Below are 18,153 nucleotides of genomic sequence, written 5' to 3'. Positions count from 1 at the left end.
GGAGTTCCTGCGGGGTGTAGCGGCTGCAAACGGGACAGGAACAGGGGAAGTAGTCGAGCTCCTCCAGGCGTTTCGTCCCCTCGGGTGTTAGATAGCGGTCGTCCTTTGCGTAGAGGGCGTAGCTGGCTGAGTCAAAGAGGTCTATCCCCATCGCGACCGCCAGGGCGAAAATCATCGGGTGGCCGGCACCGAAGAGGTGGACGGGCCTGTCCGGCCTCAGCCCCTGCTTCGAGGCAATAACGACATCGACGAGGTCTCTGTAGCGGTAGCTCTCCATCAGCGGGACGACGGCTCCCACCGGGTGTATCTCGAAGTTCATCTCGCTGAGCTTTTTAGCGGCGTAGGTCCTCAGGTCAGGATAGGTGGAGCCCTGTACGGCAGCGTTCATCGCGATGCCTTTGACTTCTTCGGCTTCCCTCGCCCTCTCCAGCGTTATCCTGAGGTCTTCCTCCGCCTTTTCCCTCGGTGCGTCCGGCGGAGTCGGGATGTCAAGGAACGTGCCTATGTCGACGCCTATCCTCTCCTGGAACTCAATTATCTCTCTGTTCGTAACGTCCACGCCGCCGTAGCGCATGAGCTGGAAGGAACCGGAATCCACCTCGATGATGCCGTCGTAGTCGAGAAGCCTGTGGATCCCCACGTCGAGGGCCTTCTCTCTGAGTTCGGGCGTTTTGTAGATGATGTAGGAGTTGGTGATAACCATCCCAAAGCCCATCTCTTTTAGCTCCTTCGGCGTTACTATCAGCTGTTTCGGGTTGATGACCGGCATTATGGCGGGGGTCTCTATCGTCTTCCCGTTAACGGTCAGCTTTCCTATTCTTCCAGCGGCATCTCGCGCCTTGACCTCAAACCTGAACTCGACCATCTCTCAACACCGCTAAGCCCTTCGGTGGGGGGTTTAAAAGCCTAAGCCAGAAACGTGACCAGAACGTAGGATATGGCACCAGCGAAAACAGGGGCTATCACCCAGCCCTTCACGATTCCCATGAGGAGTTTGAGGTTCACGTGCTCCCCCTTGTAGAGGCCCAGGCCGCTTATGGCCCCGACTATGGCCTGACCCGAGCTGACGGGAAGGCCTATCAGGTTGGCCGAGCTGACGGCCAAAGATGCTCCGAACTGACTTGAAAAGGCCGAAGTCGGCCCAAGGGGGGAGATGTCTCTTCCGACCGTCATCATCACGTCGTAGCTGAAGGTCAGTGCCCCCAGGGTGAGGGTGAGTGCCAAAACAAGCTTAAACGGGCCGTCTATTCCGAGTCCCCCCATCAGTCCAGCAACGTTGGAGAGCTCGTTGGCGCCGAGGTTGAAGGCCGAAAAGGCCGCCGCGGTGAAGACGAGCCACTTCTGTGTCAGCTCAAGGTTGCGCAGGCACTTTATCCTCCTCAGCAGGGGCTTGTAGAGCCTGTAGACGGCGACCGCAAAGAGCGCGGCGACCAGTGGCGAGAGGACCCACGCCGATGCTATCCTGCCGACCGTCCACCAGTCAACCGGCAGTCCGAGGGCGAGGGAAGCCCCCACGAGACCTCCTATTATGGACTGGGTCGTTGAGATCGGCCTTCCCCAGAGGCTCGCGAGGGTCACAGCCGAGGCCGCACTGAAGAGGACGAGCCCGACCTCACCCGCGGACATGCCTTCGGCGAGCCCGGAAACCGTTCCGGAAACTCCAGAGCCCCCGAGGAAAACGCCCAGAGTGGTGAATATCCCTATGAGGAGCACGGCTCTCTTGAAGCCGAGCACGCCCGAACCAACGGCTGTCCCAACGGCCTTTGCACTGTCGTTCGCACCTATCGCCCACGCCATGAAGAGCGCCGTTATCATCGTCATCACTATAGTCTATTTGTGACTACATAATCTATATAGTGTATGTAGCACAGAAGTGAGCATTTAAAAGGGTTTCGCCCCGCATTGCATTATGCCCTCCCGAGGAGTGCCGAGAGATAGCCGTAGATGTGGAGAGCAAGATAAAAGGCCGCCCAGAACCAGACTATGACCGGAAACAGGAGTGCATTGATGAGTTTTCCCCCCTCAAAGAGGGTCGGCAAAAGCATCGTGAAGGTCTCGAAGAACCACCAGAGGGCGAAGAGTTCAAACTGACCTGTGATAAGGAGAAGCGGCGGGACGATCACATCGAAAAACGCCATGACATCCGAAAGGAGCAGAAAGGCCAAATCCTTCGTGAAGCCTCCCCCAAGGTTCTTTAAGTCTCCAAGGAACCAGCGCTTCCTCTGGCGCCAGAGCACACCAATGCTCTTCGGCATCTCTGTCCAGACCCTTGCCCCTGGGGCATAAACGACTTTTCCAAACGCTTTTAGCGCCTTTGTAGTGGCATAGTCCTCGACGATGTCCTCAACAAAGCCGCCGATCCTCTCAAGGGCTTCCCTCCTGAAGGCGGAAACCGGCCCGGGTGCGACGCTCAGGTCATCGAGCTCCTTGGCCCTGCGAAACATCGCTATCCTGAGGTGCTCCGCGTCCTGCGCCATCTCCAGGAAGGAGCTTCCGGCAACGCGAACCTGCCCGCCGACGGCGAGAACCTCGTCGGAATAAAATCTTCTCACGAGCTCCCTAACGGCGTCGCGCTCAAGGCGGCTGTCGGCGTCGGTCGTCACTATGACCTCGCCGGAGGCCTTCGAGAGGCCGAAGTTCAAAGCTTTAGCCTTTCCACCGTGCGCCACCCGGTACACCCTCAGGCGGGGATCCCTCACCGATGAAGCGACCTCAAAGGTGCTGTCTTCACTCCCGTCGTCCACAACTATAACCTCAAAGTCCGGATAATCCTGGGTGATGACCGATCTGATGGCGTTAAGAACCCTTTTGCCCTCGTTATAGGCGGGGATTATAACGGAGACTCTGGGACTCCATTCTTTAATCCTGTGATCATGGAAAAGGCTAATTATGTAATTAAAGAAAAAGTAGCCATCCCAGAGGAAGATGACGATGAGGCCGAAGAGGAGCGGGTTCATATTGAGGACTCCGGCGGGGGGCTTTTAATCTTTATCCGGAAGTCCCAAGGAGGGGGACTTTCCAACCCTGTACCTCACCACGTACCTGCCATGCTCGAACTCGTCCTCCTCGGCCTCCAGGACCTCCACTGGCTCGATTTCCAGGCCGAAGTCCACAGCTTCCCACTTGATATCCTCGAAGTAGTCGTAGAGTCCGCAGGTGGCACAGAACGAGCCCGAGAACTCGATGATGACATCGTCTCCCTCTGCCCTCAATATCCTCGCCCGAGCCTCGGTTCCGTGAAGTCTGTTGAACTCCTCTATGACCTTCCTTATGGACTCCATGTTCCCACCGGTTTTAGTTCTCAATCTGTACTTAAAAAGTTTGTTAAGGTAACCGAATAGCTTAAAAATCGAAAACCGAACCAACCTTCGATGAGCGGGGAAAGGATACGCTACGCCGAGAGGGAATACACGGACGATGAGATATTTGGGATACTCAGCGAGCCGGTTAGGGAGTGGTTTAAGCGGAAGTTTGGAACCTTCACCCCTCCCCAGCGCTACGCGGTGATTGAGATTCACAGGGGCGAAAACGTGCTCATCTCCTCACCAACCGGCTCTGGAAAGACCCTTTCAGCATTTCTTGCCGCCATAAACGAGCTCATTCTCCTCGGCAAGGCCGGAAAGCTTGAGGATAAAATCTACGTGCTCTACGTCTCCCCGCTGAGGGCACTCAACAACGACATCAAGAGGAACCTTGAGGGCCCCCTGGCCGAGATAAAGGAGGTCGCAAAGGAGCTCGGCTATGAGATTCCGGACATAAGGGTTGGCATAAGAACGAGCGACACATCGAGCTACGAGAAAAGCAAGATGGTGAAGAGGCCGCCGCACATACTCATCACCACCCCGGAGAGCCTCGCCATAGCCCTGAACGCCCCCAAGTTCCGCGAGAGGCTCAAGACGGTTAAATACCTCATCATAGACGAGGTTCATGCACTGGCTGAGAACAAGAGGGGAACCCACCTCGCGCTCAGCGTCGAGAGGCTCGCCAGCTGGTCGGAGAACGAGTTCGTGAGGATAGGACTGAGCGCGACGATACATCCCCTCGAAGAGGTCGCAAAGTTCGTCTTCGGTTTTGACGACGATGGGAAGCCGAGGCCGGGCCTGATAGTTGACGCCAGCTTTGCCAAGCAGACGAAGATATGGGTCGAGAGCGTGGTTGACGACCTCGTTTACACGGACGCCGGGACGCTCAGCAACGCCCTGTACCGCCGTCTGGCGGAGCTCATCAGGGAGCACAGGACGACGCTCATCTTCACCAACACGAGGAGCGGTGCGGAGAGGGTCGCCTTCAACCTGAAAAAGCGCTATCCGGAGTTCGAGGGTCTTATAGAGGCGCACCATTCCTCGCTGTCGAGGGACGTTAGACTGGACGTTGAGGAGAAGCTCAAGAGGGGCGAGCTTAAAGCGGTCGTCACTTCGACAAGCCTTGAGCTTGGAATTGACATCGGTACAATAGACCTTGTCATCCTAATCGGTTCTCCAAAGAGTGTCAACCGCGCTTTGCAGAGGATAGGGAGAGCGGGACACAGACTCCACGATGTCAGCAAGGGGGTTATTCTGGCCCTTGACAGGGACGATTTGGTCGAGGTAACGGTCCTCGCCCACAACGCCCGCAACAGGAGGCTCGACCGGATAAGGATACCCAAGAACCCCCTGGACGTTCTCGTCCAGCACCTCCTGGGGATGGCGCTCAATCAGGTGTGGAATGTTGAAGACGCGTACAGGCTTGTGAGGCGCGCCTATCCGTACAGGGACCTGCCCTTTGAAGACTTCATGAGCGTGCTGAGGTATCTCGCCGGGGAGTACGCCGGCCTGGAGGAGAGGAAGGTCTACGCCAAGATATGGCTGGAGGACGGAAAGTTTGGAAGGCGCGGCAAGATGACGAGGGCTATCTACTATATGAACACCGGCACGATACCAGACGAGGCAAAGATCAGGGTCTATACCATGGACAAGCAGATGATCGGGACGGTTGAGGAAGAGTTTGCCGAGAGGCTGATGCCCGGCGACATTTTCGTCCTGGCTGGGAGAACCTATGAGTTCGTCAAGAGCAGGGGCAACAAAATTTACGTGATTCCCCGCGAGGGGGCAAAGCCTACCATCCCCGCCTGGTTCTCCGAGATGCTCCCGCTCAGCTTCGACCTGGCCCTTGACGTGCAGCGCTTTAGAAAGGAGGTTGCCGGCCTGGTGGGCAACCGCCGCGCCAAGAGCCTGCTCATGAGGAAGTACGGGATAGACGAGAGGACCGCGAAGGCGATTTTGGCCTACTTCCGCGAGCAGGCGAAGTACTCAACCGTTCCGGACGATGAGACCCTCCTCGTCGAGGAAGTCCTCGGGGATAAGAGGAACCGCTACTTTTTCCACACCCTCATCGGGAGGCGCGCAAACGACGCCCTGAGCAGGGCCTTTGCGTACATGGTGAGCCAGTGGAAGAACTGCAACGTCGGCGTCGCCATAAACGACAACGGCTTCGCCCTGCTCCTCCCGCCGGAGAAGAGGCTGAGCAAGGATGAAATAATGGCGCTGTTTGAAATCAAAGACCTTCGAGAGGTTCTCAGGAGGGCCCTGGACAACACGGAACTCCTCAAGAGACGCTTCAGGCACGTCGCCAACCGGGGGCTCTTAATCCTGCGGAGGTACATCGGAAGGAGCAAGCGCCTCGGCAGACAGCAGGTCATGGCCGTTGCACTCCTCAAGGTGCTCAAGGAGAACCACCCGGACTTCCCGCTTCTCAAGGAGGTCTACCGCGAGATAATGGAGGACAAGATGGACGTTGAGGCTGCCGAACTCTTCCTCGAATGGATCAGGGAGGGCAGGATAAGGGTGGTGGTCGAGCACAACAAACTCCCGAGCCCCTTCGCCTTCAACCTTGAGGTGATAGGCTCAAGCGATGTGGTCCTTATGGAGGACAGAAGGGAGATGATAAAACAGCTGCACAGAAAGATAATGGCGATGATAGAGGCGTCAGGGTAGTGAGATGACGCGGTCGTGGTGGACGACTATCCCCCTGTCGGTTATCTCGTAGGGGCGCATGCTGGAGTCAAAGCCGCTCCCCCTGAACTTCAGTATTTTCAGTCCGCGGTAGAGCGTCCCTTGAATATCAAACATCCTCAGCTCTATGACACCGCTCACGAGGTACTCTTCGATGTCCGTCCTCTGAAGTTCGGAGGTCATCAGGACGGTTGCCTTCATCCTGGCCATGCTCTTCACAAAGCTCAGAAAGGCCTTTCTGTATTCCATCTCCTCCGAGGACGTCAGCTTGAGCATGGTTATTGGATCCAGGATGACCCTGGTGTAGTGCCTCTCCCTCAGCTGCTCCTTTATTGCGGCGGTCATTTTCTCCATGCTCCCCGCGAAGGACTCGAAGAAATCCTCGACCAGGACGTATCTCTCCGAGGTGGGGGTGGCGTCTATGAGTGTAAAGCGGACGTCGTTTACGTTGAACCCCAGCTTTGCCATGTCTGGCTTGAGGTTCTCGGCCGGCTCTTCAAGCGTTACGTACAGGACGTTCTCACCGTTGGCGATTCCCGCCATTGCAAAGTGCATGGCGAGGGTAGTTTTACCGGTGCCCGGAGCACCTTTTACCAGGTACGTTCTTCCGGGTATCAATCCGCCCCTGAGCATGACATCGAGTCCTGGAATACCCGTTGATATCCTCTTGCTGTACATGATTCCGCCCCTAATCTATTACTCTCATTCCCAGATATAAGAACTTTTCGAGCTTTCCGGAAGAAATTGAAAGATGTGGGGTCAGAGGGTTTTGATGACAAAGGCTAGAAGGTCGGTCAGTTCCCTCGCCCTCGTTTCCGGTGAGGCGCCCATGTGGCCGCTTTTTGTTTCGACGCGGAGATAGACCGGAGCACCGACTTCCTTCAGCAGTTTGAAGAACTTGAGCGCGTGGGCAGGATGAACGCGGTCGTCGTGGAGGCCGGTGTAGATCAGGGTAGGCGGATACTTGGCCGGCTTCACGTTATGGTAGGGACTGTACCTCAGCAGGAACTCCCTGTCCTTTGGGTCGTCGGGGTTTCCGTATTCTGGAACCCACACGCTGCCGATGTAGAGCCTGTGGAAGCTGAGCATGTCTATAACGGGGTAGCCTATCAGCGCAGCGTCCATGACGTCAGGCCTCTGGGTGAGCGTTGCCGATACCAAAAGCCCGCCGTTGCTCCTTCCCCACGCGGCAACCCGATAGCCCTCGGCCTTCAGTTTGCCGAGAACCGCTATGAAGTCGTCGAAGACGTTCTGCTTGTTCTCCCTCATCCCTGCGCGGTGCCACTCCTCGCCGTACTCGGAGCCGCCGCGGAGATTGGCCATGGCGAACGTTCCGCCGCGCTTTATGAAGGGTATCACATGTGGAAAGAACCTTGGCGTCAGTGAGATGTTGAAGCCGCCGTAGCCGAAGACCCACGCCTTCTTCCCGTCATCTTCACCCTTCACGAGGAAGTAGTGAACCCTCGTCCCGTCTCTGGAGACTGCGAAGTCCTCCTCTACCTCGAAGCTCCCTTCAACATCCCGCCCCTCTATGAGCTTAAGCCCCCCATCGAATTCGTAGAGCCTGTACGGAACCGTGAAGCTCTCATACCTTATGAGCGCCCTCTTCCCATCGGTATCGAGGAGATGGGCGCTTCCCGGAAGGTCGAACGTTATCTCATCCAGCTTTTCACCCTCCAGGGAGTAGACCTCAAGGCGGTAGCTCGCGTGGACGAGCCTGCCGGCGAGGATTTTTCCGTCCACGATGACCGCCCACTCCAGCGGGAATTCGCCCTCTGGGATAACCTCGGTGACGTTCTCCCCCTCGATGGCTATGACCTTTCCGAGGCCCTTTCCCTCCCTCGTGAGGACGTAGAGCTTCCCGCCGATTACGTCGATGGGTTCGGCAGGCACGTCCGCCGAATAGACCTTCCTCCACAGGTCCGGGGCGTCTATCGGCCCGGTGTAAATGTCCGCCCTGTTCCAGCCGAAGGTGACCGTTACCATCGCCCACCTTCCATCGGTGCTCTTGTTCAGCCCGATGAAGTAGCCGGAGCCGAGCCCCTCGCCGAAGACCATCCTCTCTCCACTGCCGTCCTTCCAGAAGAGCCTCACCGCCGGAGCTTTAACTCCGTCGGGCGTTTCACCGTGCCGGTAGAAGCGGGAGAAGTAATAGCCGTCCCCAAGGAAGGTCACGTTCCAGACAGAGGGCTCCATCTCATCGATGAGCTTTCCGGTTTCAAGGTCTATGATTCGGGTTACCCCCTCGTCAGCGCCGCCTATCGAGAAGCTGTATGCGAGGAATCTCCCCTCTCCGTCGGCCGTGAAGCCCTGGAGCAGAACCTCGTCGTTGAGCTCTTCCTCAAGGGCCTTGGAATCGACTACGGTGTCACCGCCCAGCCACCTGATGACCTGCCTGTCCCTCTCCTTGTACATCGCTACGATGCCCTTCTCTGTGAGCCTCGCACCATAGAGAGTCGGCATCGAGTAGTATTTCCAGACCTCCGGAAACAGTTCGTCGCTTAGGCTCCCAACGAACTCCCTAAAGCGTTCGTTCTCCTCCTCAACGAGTCTGAGAACCCGCTCATCCTTGAGGTTTTCCATCCACGCGTAGGGGTCTTTCATGAGAATCACCATTAAGATGATAGCCTTAACGCTAATAAGAGTATCGGTGAAATCTCACAGGCCCGCCTTTCTCACCACCTCCACAGGGGAGGTTCCGAACACGTATTCCCCATCGAGAATCAGCAGACACCTGAGCTCCAGCCGTTCCCGCATTTTCCGGAGAAGAACGCCTGCGATGTCCTCTGGAGCGCCGAAGGTTATTTTTCCGTCTCTTAGAACAGCAATGTTCTCCCTGTCGGCACCGTAGGGCAGGGGGAGTGCGCAGATAAGAACCGCGTCCTCAGAGCCCTTAAGTGCACTCCTCACCGAGTCCAGCTCCTTGTAAACCTTCCATTTCAGAGCGGGGACGTCCCTCCACGCGTTCTGGTTTACCGGGCAGTGTCCATGGCCCAGACGCACCCCGTACCTGATGCCCATCGTAATGAACCTCTTCGCTTCCCCAACGGCCTCTTCCAGTGGTTTTCCCCTGGCAAGGTTTGCCGCGATTGCCGCCGAGAAGGAGCAGCCAGTTCCGTGGGTGCAGCCCTTAACGAACTCTGCCCTGTACTCCCTGAACCTGCCGTCGTGATACAGCACGTCAACGGCCTCACCGAGCCCCAGGTGACCCCCCTTAACCACCGCCGCTCCAGCGCCGAGCTCCTCCACTATAAGCTTGGCCGCCCTTTTTGCATCTTCGAGTGTTTTTATCTCTATTCCTGTCAGACGCTCCGCCTCTGGAACGTTGGGGGTGACGACGGAGGCGAGGGGAATTATCCGGCTCACAAGGGCATTGACTGCATCTTCCCTGAGCAGGGGCGCGCCGCTTTTAGCTACCATCACCGGGTCAACGACGAGCGGAAAGCCGTACCTTTTGACGGTCTTTGCCACGGCCTTTATTATCCCCGCGTTGCTCAGCATCCCTGTTTTCGCAGCATCGACCCCGATGTCGTCCGCGACGGCCTCTATCTGGCTCACCACCACCTCGGGCGGGATATCGTGAATCGCCCGCACCTCAACGGTGTTCTGAGCGGTTACCGAGGTTACCGCCACGAGCCCATGGACGCCGAAGGAGGCAAAGGTCTTGAGGTCGGCCTCTATCCCGGCACCTCCCCCACTGTCGCTTCCGGCTATCGTAAGGGCCGTCCTCATACCATCACCCCAGGTACTCGTCTATTATCTTCCTCATCTCACGGGCCGCGCGCTTAACGTCGGGGGCCCCTACTATGGCCGAGATGACGGCTATCCCATCAACCCCGAGTCTCAAAACCTCCCGGACGTTTTCGTGGTTTATTCCCCCTATCGCCACCACGGGGATTTTTACAGTCTCCAGGATCGTCTTAAGGCCATCGAGACCGAGATAGCATGCGTCTGCCTTTGTCCTAGTTGGGAACACGGCCCCGGCACCAAGGTAGTCTGCCCCCTCCCTCTCGGCCTTCACAGCTTCCTCAAGGCTGTATACGGATGCCCCGATCAGCAGGTTTGGAGCCATCTCCTTCACCAGCGGAACGGGCATATCGTCCGGCCCCACCTGGACACCGTCTGCACTGACGGCGAGGGCAACGTCCACTCTGTCGTCCACGAAGAAGAGGGCGCCGTACTCGTCGGTGAGCTTCCTCAGTCCTTTTCCAATCTCGACCATTTCTCTGGTTGGGGCGTTCTTTATGCGCATCTGTATCGCCGTTGCCCCACCTTCCAGAGCATCCTGCACCGTTGATAATTCATCCCGGAACCGTCTGTCGGTTATGACGTAGAGCCTCAGCTTTTCCTTAAGGCCCAACTTGCCTCACCCTGGCCAGCTTTTTCACAAGTTCTCCATCGACCCGGTAGAGCCAGTCGTAGAGCTTCACGTGGAAGGTTCCGGGGTAAGGGGCTTCAGCATAAGCCTTCTCGGCGGCAATCCCGAAGACCACGAGGGCAGATACGGCGGCCTTGAGGGGCTCCTCAACCGCCGCAAAGGCTCCGGTGATGGCCGTCACCATGCACCCCGTCCCAGTGACCCTACCGAGCATCTCATGCCCGTTTTCGACGGCGTAGATTTTTTCCCCATCGCTCACGTAGTCCACCGGCCCGGTCACCGCAACCACCGTGCCGAATTCCCTTGAGGCCTCGACGGCAAGTTCCCGCGCCTCGTCTGGACTGTATGCCGCGCTGTCAACGCCCCTGGTCTTCCCATGCTCTCCGAGGAGTGCGGCTATCTCCCCGAAGTTGCCCCTCAGAACCGCTATCTCTCCTTCCTCAAGAAGCTTCAACGCAGTCTCAGTTCTGAGCCTCGTCGCACCGGCTCCAACGGGATCGAGAACGACGGGCTTTTTCAGCCTCTTTGCAGTCCTGACCGCTTCCATCATCGAGGCGACCCAGTGCTCGTCAAGCGTGCCTATGTTGACCACCAGCGCATCCGCTATTCCGAGCATCTCCTCAAGCTCTTCCCTGGCGTGGGCCATTACAGGTGAAGCCCCGACGGCAAGGAGCGCGTTCGCGGTGGTGTTCATCACGACGAAGTTGGTTATGTTCTGCACCAGCGGGCGTTTTCTGCGCATCCTATCCAGACTTTCGGCTATCCACTCCATACGCTCACCTCCTTTCCACCAGGTAGTACAGCAGGGAGACGAGAAGGAAGGTAGGAATGCTTGACCCGAGTGCAGAGCCGATTCCGCTCAAGAGGGGCACGTGAACTCCAAGCAGTCCCTCAACGGCGAGTCCAATGTAGAAGGCAAAGCCCAACCCCCAGACGGCGAGGGCCTTCCATCTGTAGCCCGCCAGGGGACCGCTTTCGTCAAGAAGCTCCTCTGGGTCGTAGCCCTTCCTCACCACGAAGTAGTCCGTCAGCATTATGGCCGTGAGGGAGACGAAGGCCCCTCCGATGAGGATGAGGAAGCCCTCATATCTGTCAACAGGAAAGACAAGGGCGAGGAGCGTTCCCAATGTGCCAACCAGAAGTACCTGTTTCTTGGCATCCGCCCCGGGCGAGATGTTCTTGTAGGTTATTGCCGCCGAGTAAACGTCCAGGAACGTGGTGGTCAGCGTTGAGAGCATTATTATCAGCATCGCGGGGATTCCAAGGCCGTAGGCGAGGATTATCCCTATGGGGTCGCTCTCCCCAACGGCAACGTTGGTGAGGGCACCGACGAAGTAGAAGAGGCTCGATGCTATGAAGTAGCCGAGGTACGTGCCCCAGAAGGCCCCTTCTTTAGCCCTGGCGAACCTTGAGTAGTCCGCCACGAGGGGAGCCCACGAAAGGGGCATCGCTATGACGAGGTCGAGCGCAAGCATGACTCCAATATCTCCGGTTCCCGGCCTGCTCAGGAGTTCTCCAATGGGGAACCTCTTCACCGTCACGTATGTCAGCCACAGGCTCAGGACGAGGAGCAGAAGCGCCGAGACTTTCTCTAGCGCTTCCCACCTGCGGGGCCCAACGTAAGTCCACAGGGTCACGAGGGCCCCGAGGATGATTATCCACAGGGGATAGCTCTCGAAGCCAAAAGTTCCCGAGAGGGCGTTCATGGCGTTCGCACCGACGATGAGCATGACCGCGGTCCAGCCTATGAGCTGGAGGTAGTTGAGCACCGAGGGCAGGACTGAGCCCTTTATCCCGAGGGCTCCCCTCGACAGCACCATAGTTGGAAGGCCCGTCTCGTAGCCTTCCACCGCTATAAGGCCCATCACCGCGTTGCCGATTATATGCCCGACGATTATCACACCCACGGCCGCCCACAGGGAAAGGGCCGGCGTCAGCAGTGCCCCAGCCCAGAACTCGGCGATGCTTATCCCGGCGCCGAACCACACCGCGAACAGCATCAGGAGCGAGAACCTCCGCCCTTCCTTCGCGACTGGAGTGATTTCATACCCTTCCTCCATAGCCCCCACCGGGAGAGGTTCCGTTCAAGGTTTTATAACTCTTTTGTTGAATTTCATAACTTAGTTATAAACAGGCTAACGTTATAACCTTTCGCGACGAGGTCATAGGGGGATTCCCATGATGATACGCGGGAAGGTTGTCGGGAGCGAAATCCCGCGCTTCAAGCACCGCTGGTTTGGAATCCTTGAGGTCGAGAGCAGTGGGGATAGGCTCAGGCTCTACATGACAGGCACAGTGGCCCAGTGGTTCTTAACGGGTGATGAGGTGGAGATAGAGATACTGAAGGAGCCGAGGGATAGAAATGGAATCAAAGTGCTTGACTTCGATGACTACCGGCTCTGGAAGTTCTACGGGGGAGACAGAATTCCGGTCTGGCCCCTATGGGAAAGAGAGCTTGAGGCAAAGCGCTACTCACCGCTCACCGGAGAGCTTCTCTACACCTACAGACTCAGGGCGAGGGAGGCAAAGTACGAGAGCGATTTTGAGGCCATAGCCGAGCTTGAGCAGTACCACTACGCCAGCCAAAAGGAGAAGGTCGCCCTGTGGCGCTGTGAGAACGGACACGTCTTCGAGGCAAACACGAGGGAGGCCTGCCCCGTCTGTGGAAGCGAGGAAGTGCACATACTTGAGATAAAGGGCTCTACACCAGCTTCGAGGTTTCTCATAGTCGAACTTGTTGAACGGGAAGAGTACGAGCCCAGGATTCTGAGCTACGTCCGTATTGACCCCCCGATACCCCTCATGCACCGCAGACTGCCCAACGGCGACGTCGAGAGGAACATCCGCGAAAAGGTATTCCCGGAGGACTGGTTCCATCCGGCATTCTGGCCCGAGAGGATAATGAAGGAGCTCTACGAGGAGCTGAAGAAAAAGTACAGGAAAAAAGTGGCGCGGTCGTATCTCTGGGAAGAGGCCAAGTGGAAGGCTTTGGCCGAGACCAACACCTCCGGGGCGAGGATTGCACGGGTCGTCGTTCACCCCGACTACCGTTCCGACGGTCTCGGTCAGCTGAGCGTTAAATCCGCCCTTGAGTGGGTCGCCGAGCGCAGGATTCCAGAGATGAGGAAGAGAAAACACATCGTTGAGACCATAGCCCAGATGGCCCGCTACAATCCCTTCTTCGAGAAGGTCGGCTTCAGGTTCCTCTGGGAGACCGCGAGCGGGAGGCCGGTGCTTTTCTATCCCCTCACCGAAGAAGCCAAGGAGTACATAGAGCGCTTTTTGAAGGAAGACCCGTACGCGCCGGAGGATGGGAGACTGTGGCGCCCGAGCTACGGGAGGGTTGAGCCCCTGGACGGGCCGATAGTCTTCAAAAACGTCTCCAAGGTCTTCGAGAGCGAACTCGACATCAAGGGGTTGCCTGAGGAGATCCAGGAACTGCTGAAGGCCTTCGGCGTGAGACACCGCGTTATTCAGAGACCCGTTTTGAGGAACCTCAACTTTGAGATAGAGCCAGGGGAGCTGATAGCGGTCGTCGGTGCCAGCGGTGCGGGAAAGACAACGCTCCTGAGGCTGATCCTCGGAGCGGCCAACGGGTGGTGGGAAGAGAGGTTCAGGCCCACCGGAGGGGAGATAGCCGTCCCCGGGAACGTGAAAGCCTCGGTCTTGATACCCGGCGAGTTCGAGCCGAACTTCGGCTCCGAGAGTATACTGGAGCACGTCTACAGGAAGATTAGGGACATAAACGCCGCTGTGGAGATACTCAACAGGGCAGGCCTGAGCGATGCGGTGCTGTATCGGGCCAAGTTCTCTGAGCTGAGTACTGGACAGAAGGAGCGGGCAAAGATAGCGTCCCTTCTGGCCGAAAAGCCCAATCTCCTCCTGATGGACGAGTTCGCGGCACACCTTGATACACTCACGGCTATGAGGGTGGCCAAGAAAGTCGCCGAGATAATACGGGAAGCTGGCATAACGGCGCTCATAATCACACACAGGCCGGAGGTTCTAAGAGCGTTGGATCCTGACAAGGTGCTCTTCGTTGGCTACGGAACGGCCCGGCTTCAGACTAAACTGGAAGGCCGGGAAGAGGGCCGTGAATGAGCCTCAGCAGGCCCACGAGGATCGGCTGGTGAACCAGGTATATCAGGAGTGTGTGCCTCCCGGCGAAGGCGACGAAATGAATTAGCGGACTCGATGGGAGGCCAATCTCCCTTTTCCTCCTCCCGTCCGGATAGAAAACGCTTCCTGCAGCCATCCCGAGAAGGAAGACCCCGAACCAGGGGAATACGGGGAAGTAATCCGGGGCGAAGTAGTTCTCGGGTAGGACTCCCACCGGCAGAAGCCAGAGCCCATCGTGGAAGTTTCGGAGAACCAGATGCCCCAGAATGAAAAACACAGCCCAGAGCGCGTTAAGACGCCCGAACCTGTAAAAAAGCACCCCGAGGAGCGTCGCAAGTCCAAGGAAATGGAGGATTCCGAAATGGATCGTCATGCCCAGGAAATAGGTGGTGGCCGTAATCAACAGCCCAAGGCCAAAGAGCTTGAAAAATCGCCTGAGGTACTTCCAGTAGGGGTTGGGCTTTTTCCCCAGCGTGCGGGAGTAGCTTATCCACATCGAGAGGCCGGAGGCGAAGACGAATATCGAGGCGGTGGTGATGGCGAACCCCAGCCAGAAAGTCCTGTGGGAGGAGTAATTAAGAAACAGCTGAAGGTCGGTTACAAAGTTCGAGATCACCATCATCGTTATTCCGACGCCCCGCAGTAGGTCGATTTCCCAGTAGCGGCGCCCGGTGTATATCTCAAAGCCGAACATAGAAAAGGTTTGCACCTCCTACTAAATAGAACTTTCGCTCAGAGGAGGACGCAGAGCAGGTCGAAGAGAACAGATCCGAACCAGTGGAGCAGGAAGCTTGGAAGAAAGCTCTCGCTCTTTAGGTCGAGCTTGGCGAAGATTATCCCCGCTACGAACGAGTATGGAACCTCTATGCCCGGCTTGCCGATGTGCACGAGGGTGTAGGGGACATCCTGTGCGAGTATGCCCAGCCACTCGTTCTTCCTAGCGAGCGGAAAGAGGACAATCCCTCTGTAAAATGCTTCGTGGGAGAACATTATCACTCCGACCGCCAGCTCCTTGAGGAAGAAATCGCCCCAGCCGGAGTACTCAAATATCGGGTAGTAGTTCTTCATCTCCGGCACCGTCGTGCCGTAGAAACTCAGGGGGATTGCCAGCAGAAACAGTATCAGCGCCCATTTGTACCCGTCCTTCTTTCCGATCTGCACACCCAGTTCGGAGGGTTTGAATCCGAGCAGTCTCGCGAGGAGCATGGGCGCGACGAAGTAGAAAAGCAAGTTGTAGCCTGCCCACCGAAAGATACCTCCACCACTGTAGCGAACGAGGAGGATGAACAGCAGCAGTGCAATGTATAGAACCCATGGATTTCTCCGGACCTCCATGGAGAAAAGTTGGAGAAGGGGAATAAAAGCCTTTCACTCCTCTCCGGATTCTTCCTTCTTCTCCTCAGCGGCCTTGGTCTTCTTCTTGCTGGTGGTCTTCCTGGTGGTCGTCCTTCTGGTTTTCCTGCCCTTGGTGCTCTTCCTCGTGGTCTTCCTCTTGGGCTTCTCTTCCTTCTTTGGCTCCTCGGCCTCACTGGTTTCCTTCGGTTCTTCGGCCTTCTCTTCAACAGCTTCTTCCGTCTTCTCCTCGACCTTCCCGGCCTCAGGCTCCTCCTTTGTCTCTTCCACCTTCTCCTCAGCCTCTTCTGATCCTTCTGCCTTCTCAACGAGAGGCTCGCTGACCTCTTCCTCAAGCTCGACGACCTCTTTCTCCTCTGGAGGCTTGAGAAGCTCGTCGACTGAGGGCTTGAAGCTGACCTCCTCGTAGCCTATGAACTTGAGGTCGCTCTCAAGGAGTATCTCACCAAGGACGAGGGTGTTCTTGTCGATTTCATTGAGGAGCTGGCCAAAGTCAACGGTAACGTCCTTCTCGCCGACCTCAATGATGACCTTCTCCGTGTCGACCATCGGCATGCGGAGCTCTATGAGGGCCTTGACCTTCTCGATCGGGTCTTCGATCTTCTCGACGATTTCGACCTCGTAGACGAGGTGCTTGCCGGCGTAGGGGTGGTTGAAGTCAACCCTCACCCTTCCACCGCTGACCGTGAGGACCTTGCCCTTGAGCTTCCTTCCGCTCTCGGTCTCGATCTCGATGGGCATTCCGGGGAACGGGTAGATGCCCTGCCTCCTAAACTGGCCAAGGGTGAAGGTCTTTATGAGCTTGGGGTCGCGCTTTCCAAAGCCCTTTTCGGGCGGGACGATTATCTCGTACTTCTTTCCGACCTCAAGGCCCTCAAGCTGCTCATCGAGACCCTTGAGAACGTGGCCGGCTCCGACCGCTATAGGAACCGGGCCGTAGATTCCCTTCTCGGAGTATATCCCGGCCTCCTTGGCAACATCCTCAAAGGTGGTGTCGAATATCTCACCGGTCTCCTTGACCTTTCCGGTGTAGTGGAGCTTTATGACGTCTCCCTTCTGAACCTTCATCACCGTAACCTCCTTTCACTGCTCTAACCCCGATTGAAGGAGTCGGTTTTTAAGCTTTTGCCGGGGCGGAATCCGAAAGGGTTTTAAGACGTTCATTCCAGGACATGTTGGGAAAAGTGGTGACGAATACACAGAGATGGGTAGTTCTTGTAGGGACCTTTCTGATGGGCCTCGTTGGAGGAATCTCCTACGCGTGGGGTGTCTTCGTCAACCCCATGATGGAGACCTTTGGCTGGAGCAGGGCGGAGGCGGTTTTGCCGTACACCGTGTTCATGATCGTCTTCACCCTGACGATGTTTCCCGCTGGCAGGATGCAGGACGTCAACGGACCCAGAAAGACGGCCATGCTCGGCTCCCTGCTGTTCGTGGTGGCGTACTCGCTCGCCTCCCTCGTCGGGAGGTTTCAGACGCCGGTATGGCTCGCGCTCACATACGGCCTCATAGGCGGCATCGGCTGCGGCCTGGTTTACGCATCGACGACGCCTCCGGCAAGGAAGTGGTTCCCTGACAGGCCCGCTCTTGCCATCTCAATAGCCGTGATGGGGTTTGGGATAGCCGCAATGCTCTTTGCTCCTCTGAAGGCCAGGCACCTGATACCGACCCTTGGGATACCCACGACCTTCCTCGCCCTCGGCTTTATAACAGGGGGACTCGGTCTTCTGGCATCCCTGCTGGTCAAGAATCCCCCTGAAAGCTTCCATGTGCCGTCCAGGAAAGGAAGTTCAAGTCATGAGACCGACATCGGGCCGAGAGAAGCCGTTCGAACGGTCACATTCTGGACGATATGGCTCACCTTCGCCCTGGTAGCCGCTGGAGGGTTCATAGTGATAGGCCTCGTTCCGGCCTACGGGGAGCAGGTGCTGGGTTTAAGTCCCGCCCGTGCCGCCCTGGCCATCTCGATATTCTCCTTCTTCAACGGATTTGGAAGACCGCTCTCCGGAATGCTCAACGACAGGTACGGCCCACTGATGGTCATGGACGTTACGTACATCCTCCAGGCGGTGACGCTCCTGGCCTTTCCATTCCTGGCCACCAGCGATGTCTCCCTTTACCTCGCCAGCGCCATCATCGGCTGGAGCTTTGCCGTGACACTCGCGTCTTTCCCCACTCTGACGGCGCTGGCGTTCGGCGTCAAAAACATGGGCGCCAACTACGGTCTCGTGTTCACGGCGTTTGGGCTGGCCTCCCTCTCCCCGACGGTGGCCTCGTGGATTATGGGGGGCTCACTTGACTACTCCCCCGCAT

General features: G+C 57.2%; 16 protein-coding genes. 3 read left to right on the top strand and 13 right to left on the bottom strand.

Annotated features, from left to right (window positions below):
• The 4 genes from tgtA to F7C11_RS01280 form a co-directional block, all read right to left on the bottom strand.
• Nucleotides 1-865 (bottom strand): tRNA guanosine(15) transglycosylase TgtA (tgtA, locus tag F7C11_RS01295; protein WP_297090174.1); only part of this gene is annotated, 865 nt, incomplete at its 3' end.
• Between the two features lie 41 nt (nt 866-906).
• The gene (locus F7C11_RS01290; protein ID WP_297090181.1) at nt 907-1,815 is read right to left on the bottom strand and encodes an inorganic phosphate transporter; all 909 of its coding nucleotides are present in this window, start codon (nt 1,813-1,815) and stop codon (nt 907-909) included.
• Between the two features lie 92 nt (nt 1,816-1,907).
• Complete coding sequence (locus tag F7C11_RS01285; protein WP_297090172.1) at nt 1,908-2,957, bottom strand: glycosyltransferase family 2 protein; 1,050 nt, start codon at nt 2,955-2,957, stop codon at nt 1,908-1,910.
• Between the two features lie 24 nt (nt 2,958-2,981).
• Nucleotides 2,982-3,281, bottom strand: coding sequence for a hypothetical protein (locus F7C11_RS01280; protein WP_297090170.1), 300 nt, complete (start codon nt 3,279-3,281; stop codon nt 2,982-2,984).
• Between the two features lie 90 nt (nt 3,282-3,371).
• Here F7C11_RS01280 and F7C11_RS01275 point away from each other — a divergent pair, with 90 nt between their 5' ends.
• Nucleotides 3,372-5,972, top strand: coding sequence for an ATP-dependent helicase (locus F7C11_RS01275; protein WP_297090168.1), 2,601 nt, complete (start codon nt 3,372-3,374; stop codon nt 5,970-5,972).
• Here F7C11_RS01275 and F7C11_RS01270 read toward each other — a convergent pair.
• The 6 genes from F7C11_RS01270 to cytX form a co-directional block, all read right to left on the bottom strand.
• A complete protein-coding gene (locus F7C11_RS01270; protein ID WP_297090166.1) occupies nt 5,964-6,668 on the bottom strand; it encodes an ATPase domain-containing protein in 705 nt (234 codons plus the stop codon). The genes F7C11_RS01275 and F7C11_RS01270 overlap by 9 nt on opposite strands.
• A gap of 81 nt (nt 6,669-6,749) precedes the next feature.
• On the bottom strand, nt 6,750-8,594 hold the full coding sequence (locus F7C11_RS01265) for a prolyl oligopeptidase family serine peptidase (RefSeq protein WP_297090178.1): 1,845 nt from the start codon (nt 8,592-8,594) through the stop codon (nt 6,750-6,752).
• Between the two features lie 54 nt (nt 8,595-8,648).
• On the bottom strand, nt 8,649-9,722 hold the full coding sequence (thiD, locus tag F7C11_RS01260) for a bifunctional hydroxymethylpyrimidine kinase/phosphomethylpyrimidine kinase (protein WP_297090165.1): 1,074 nt from the start codon (nt 9,720-9,722) through the stop codon (nt 8,649-8,651).
• Between the two features lie 4 nt (nt 9,723-9,726).
• Nucleotides 9,727-10,350, bottom strand: coding sequence for a thiamine phosphate synthase (gene thiE, locus F7C11_RS01255; RefSeq protein ID WP_297090163.1), 624 nt, complete (start codon nt 10,348-10,350; stop codon nt 9,727-9,729).
• On the bottom strand, nt 10,340-11,140 hold the full coding sequence (thiM, locus tag F7C11_RS01250) for a hydroxyethylthiazole kinase (RefSeq protein WP_297090161.1): 801 nt from the start codon (nt 11,138-11,140) through the stop codon (nt 10,340-10,342). The genes thiE and thiM overlap by 11 nt, the downstream gene beginning before the upstream one ends.
• A gap of 4 nt (nt 11,141-11,144) precedes the next feature.
• Nucleotides 11,145-12,428: a putative hydroxymethylpyrimidine transporter CytX gene (cytX, locus tag F7C11_RS01245; RefSeq protein ID WP_297090176.1), complete on the bottom strand. Its 1,284-nt coding sequence runs from the start codon at nt 12,426-12,428 to the stop codon at nt 11,145-11,147.
• Nucleotides 12,429-12,546: 118 nt separating this feature from the next.
• Here cytX and F7C11_RS01240 point away from each other — a divergent pair, with 118 nt between their 5' ends.
• The gene (locus F7C11_RS01240) at nt 12,547-14,469 is read left to right on the top strand and encodes a GNAT family N-acetyltransferase (RefSeq protein ID WP_297090159.1); all 1,923 of its coding nucleotides are present in this window, start codon (nt 12,547-12,549) and stop codon (nt 14,467-14,469) included.
• Here the strand turns inward: F7C11_RS01240 and F7C11_RS01235 are convergent.
• From F7C11_RS01235 to F7C11_RS01225, 3 genes are read right to left on the bottom strand one after another with little or no spacing between them, the layout of a single operon-like run.
• Nucleotides 14,435-15,181, bottom strand: a complete 747-nt coding sequence (locus F7C11_RS01235) for a heparan-alpha-glucosaminide N-acetyltransferase (RefSeq protein WP_297090157.1) — start codon at nt 15,179-15,181, stop codon at nt 14,435-14,437. The genes F7C11_RS01240 and F7C11_RS01235 overlap by 35 nt on opposite strands.
• 38 nt (nt 15,182-15,219) lie before the next feature.
• Nucleotides 15,220-15,822 (bottom strand): CPBP family archaeomyxosortase MrtA, encoded by a 603-nt coding sequence (mrtA, locus tag F7C11_RS01230; protein WP_297090155.1) that lies wholly within the window; start codon nt 15,820-15,822, stop codon nt 15,220-15,222.
• A gap of 33 nt (nt 15,823-15,855) precedes the next feature.
• Complete coding sequence (locus F7C11_RS01225; protein WP_297090153.1) at nt 15,856-16,911, bottom strand: peptidylprolyl isomerase; 1,056 nt, start codon at nt 16,909-16,911, stop codon at nt 15,856-15,858.
• A 113-nt stretch (nt 16,912-17,024) separates the two neighbouring features.
• Between F7C11_RS01225 and F7C11_RS01220 the strand changes: the two genes are divergently transcribed.
• The coding region (locus tag F7C11_RS01220; RefSeq protein WP_297090151.1) for an OFA family MFS transporter at nt 17,025-18,153 on the top strand (1,129 nt) is incomplete at its 3' end.

It is taken from the genome of Thermococcus sp., assembly GCF_015521605.1.
Taxonomy (GTDB): domain Archaea; phylum Methanobacteriota_B; class Thermococci; order Thermococcales; family Thermococcaceae; genus Thermococcus.
Note: the sequence above shows the minus strand (reverse complement) of the source record. Positions and strands in the feature narration are given on the sequence as shown.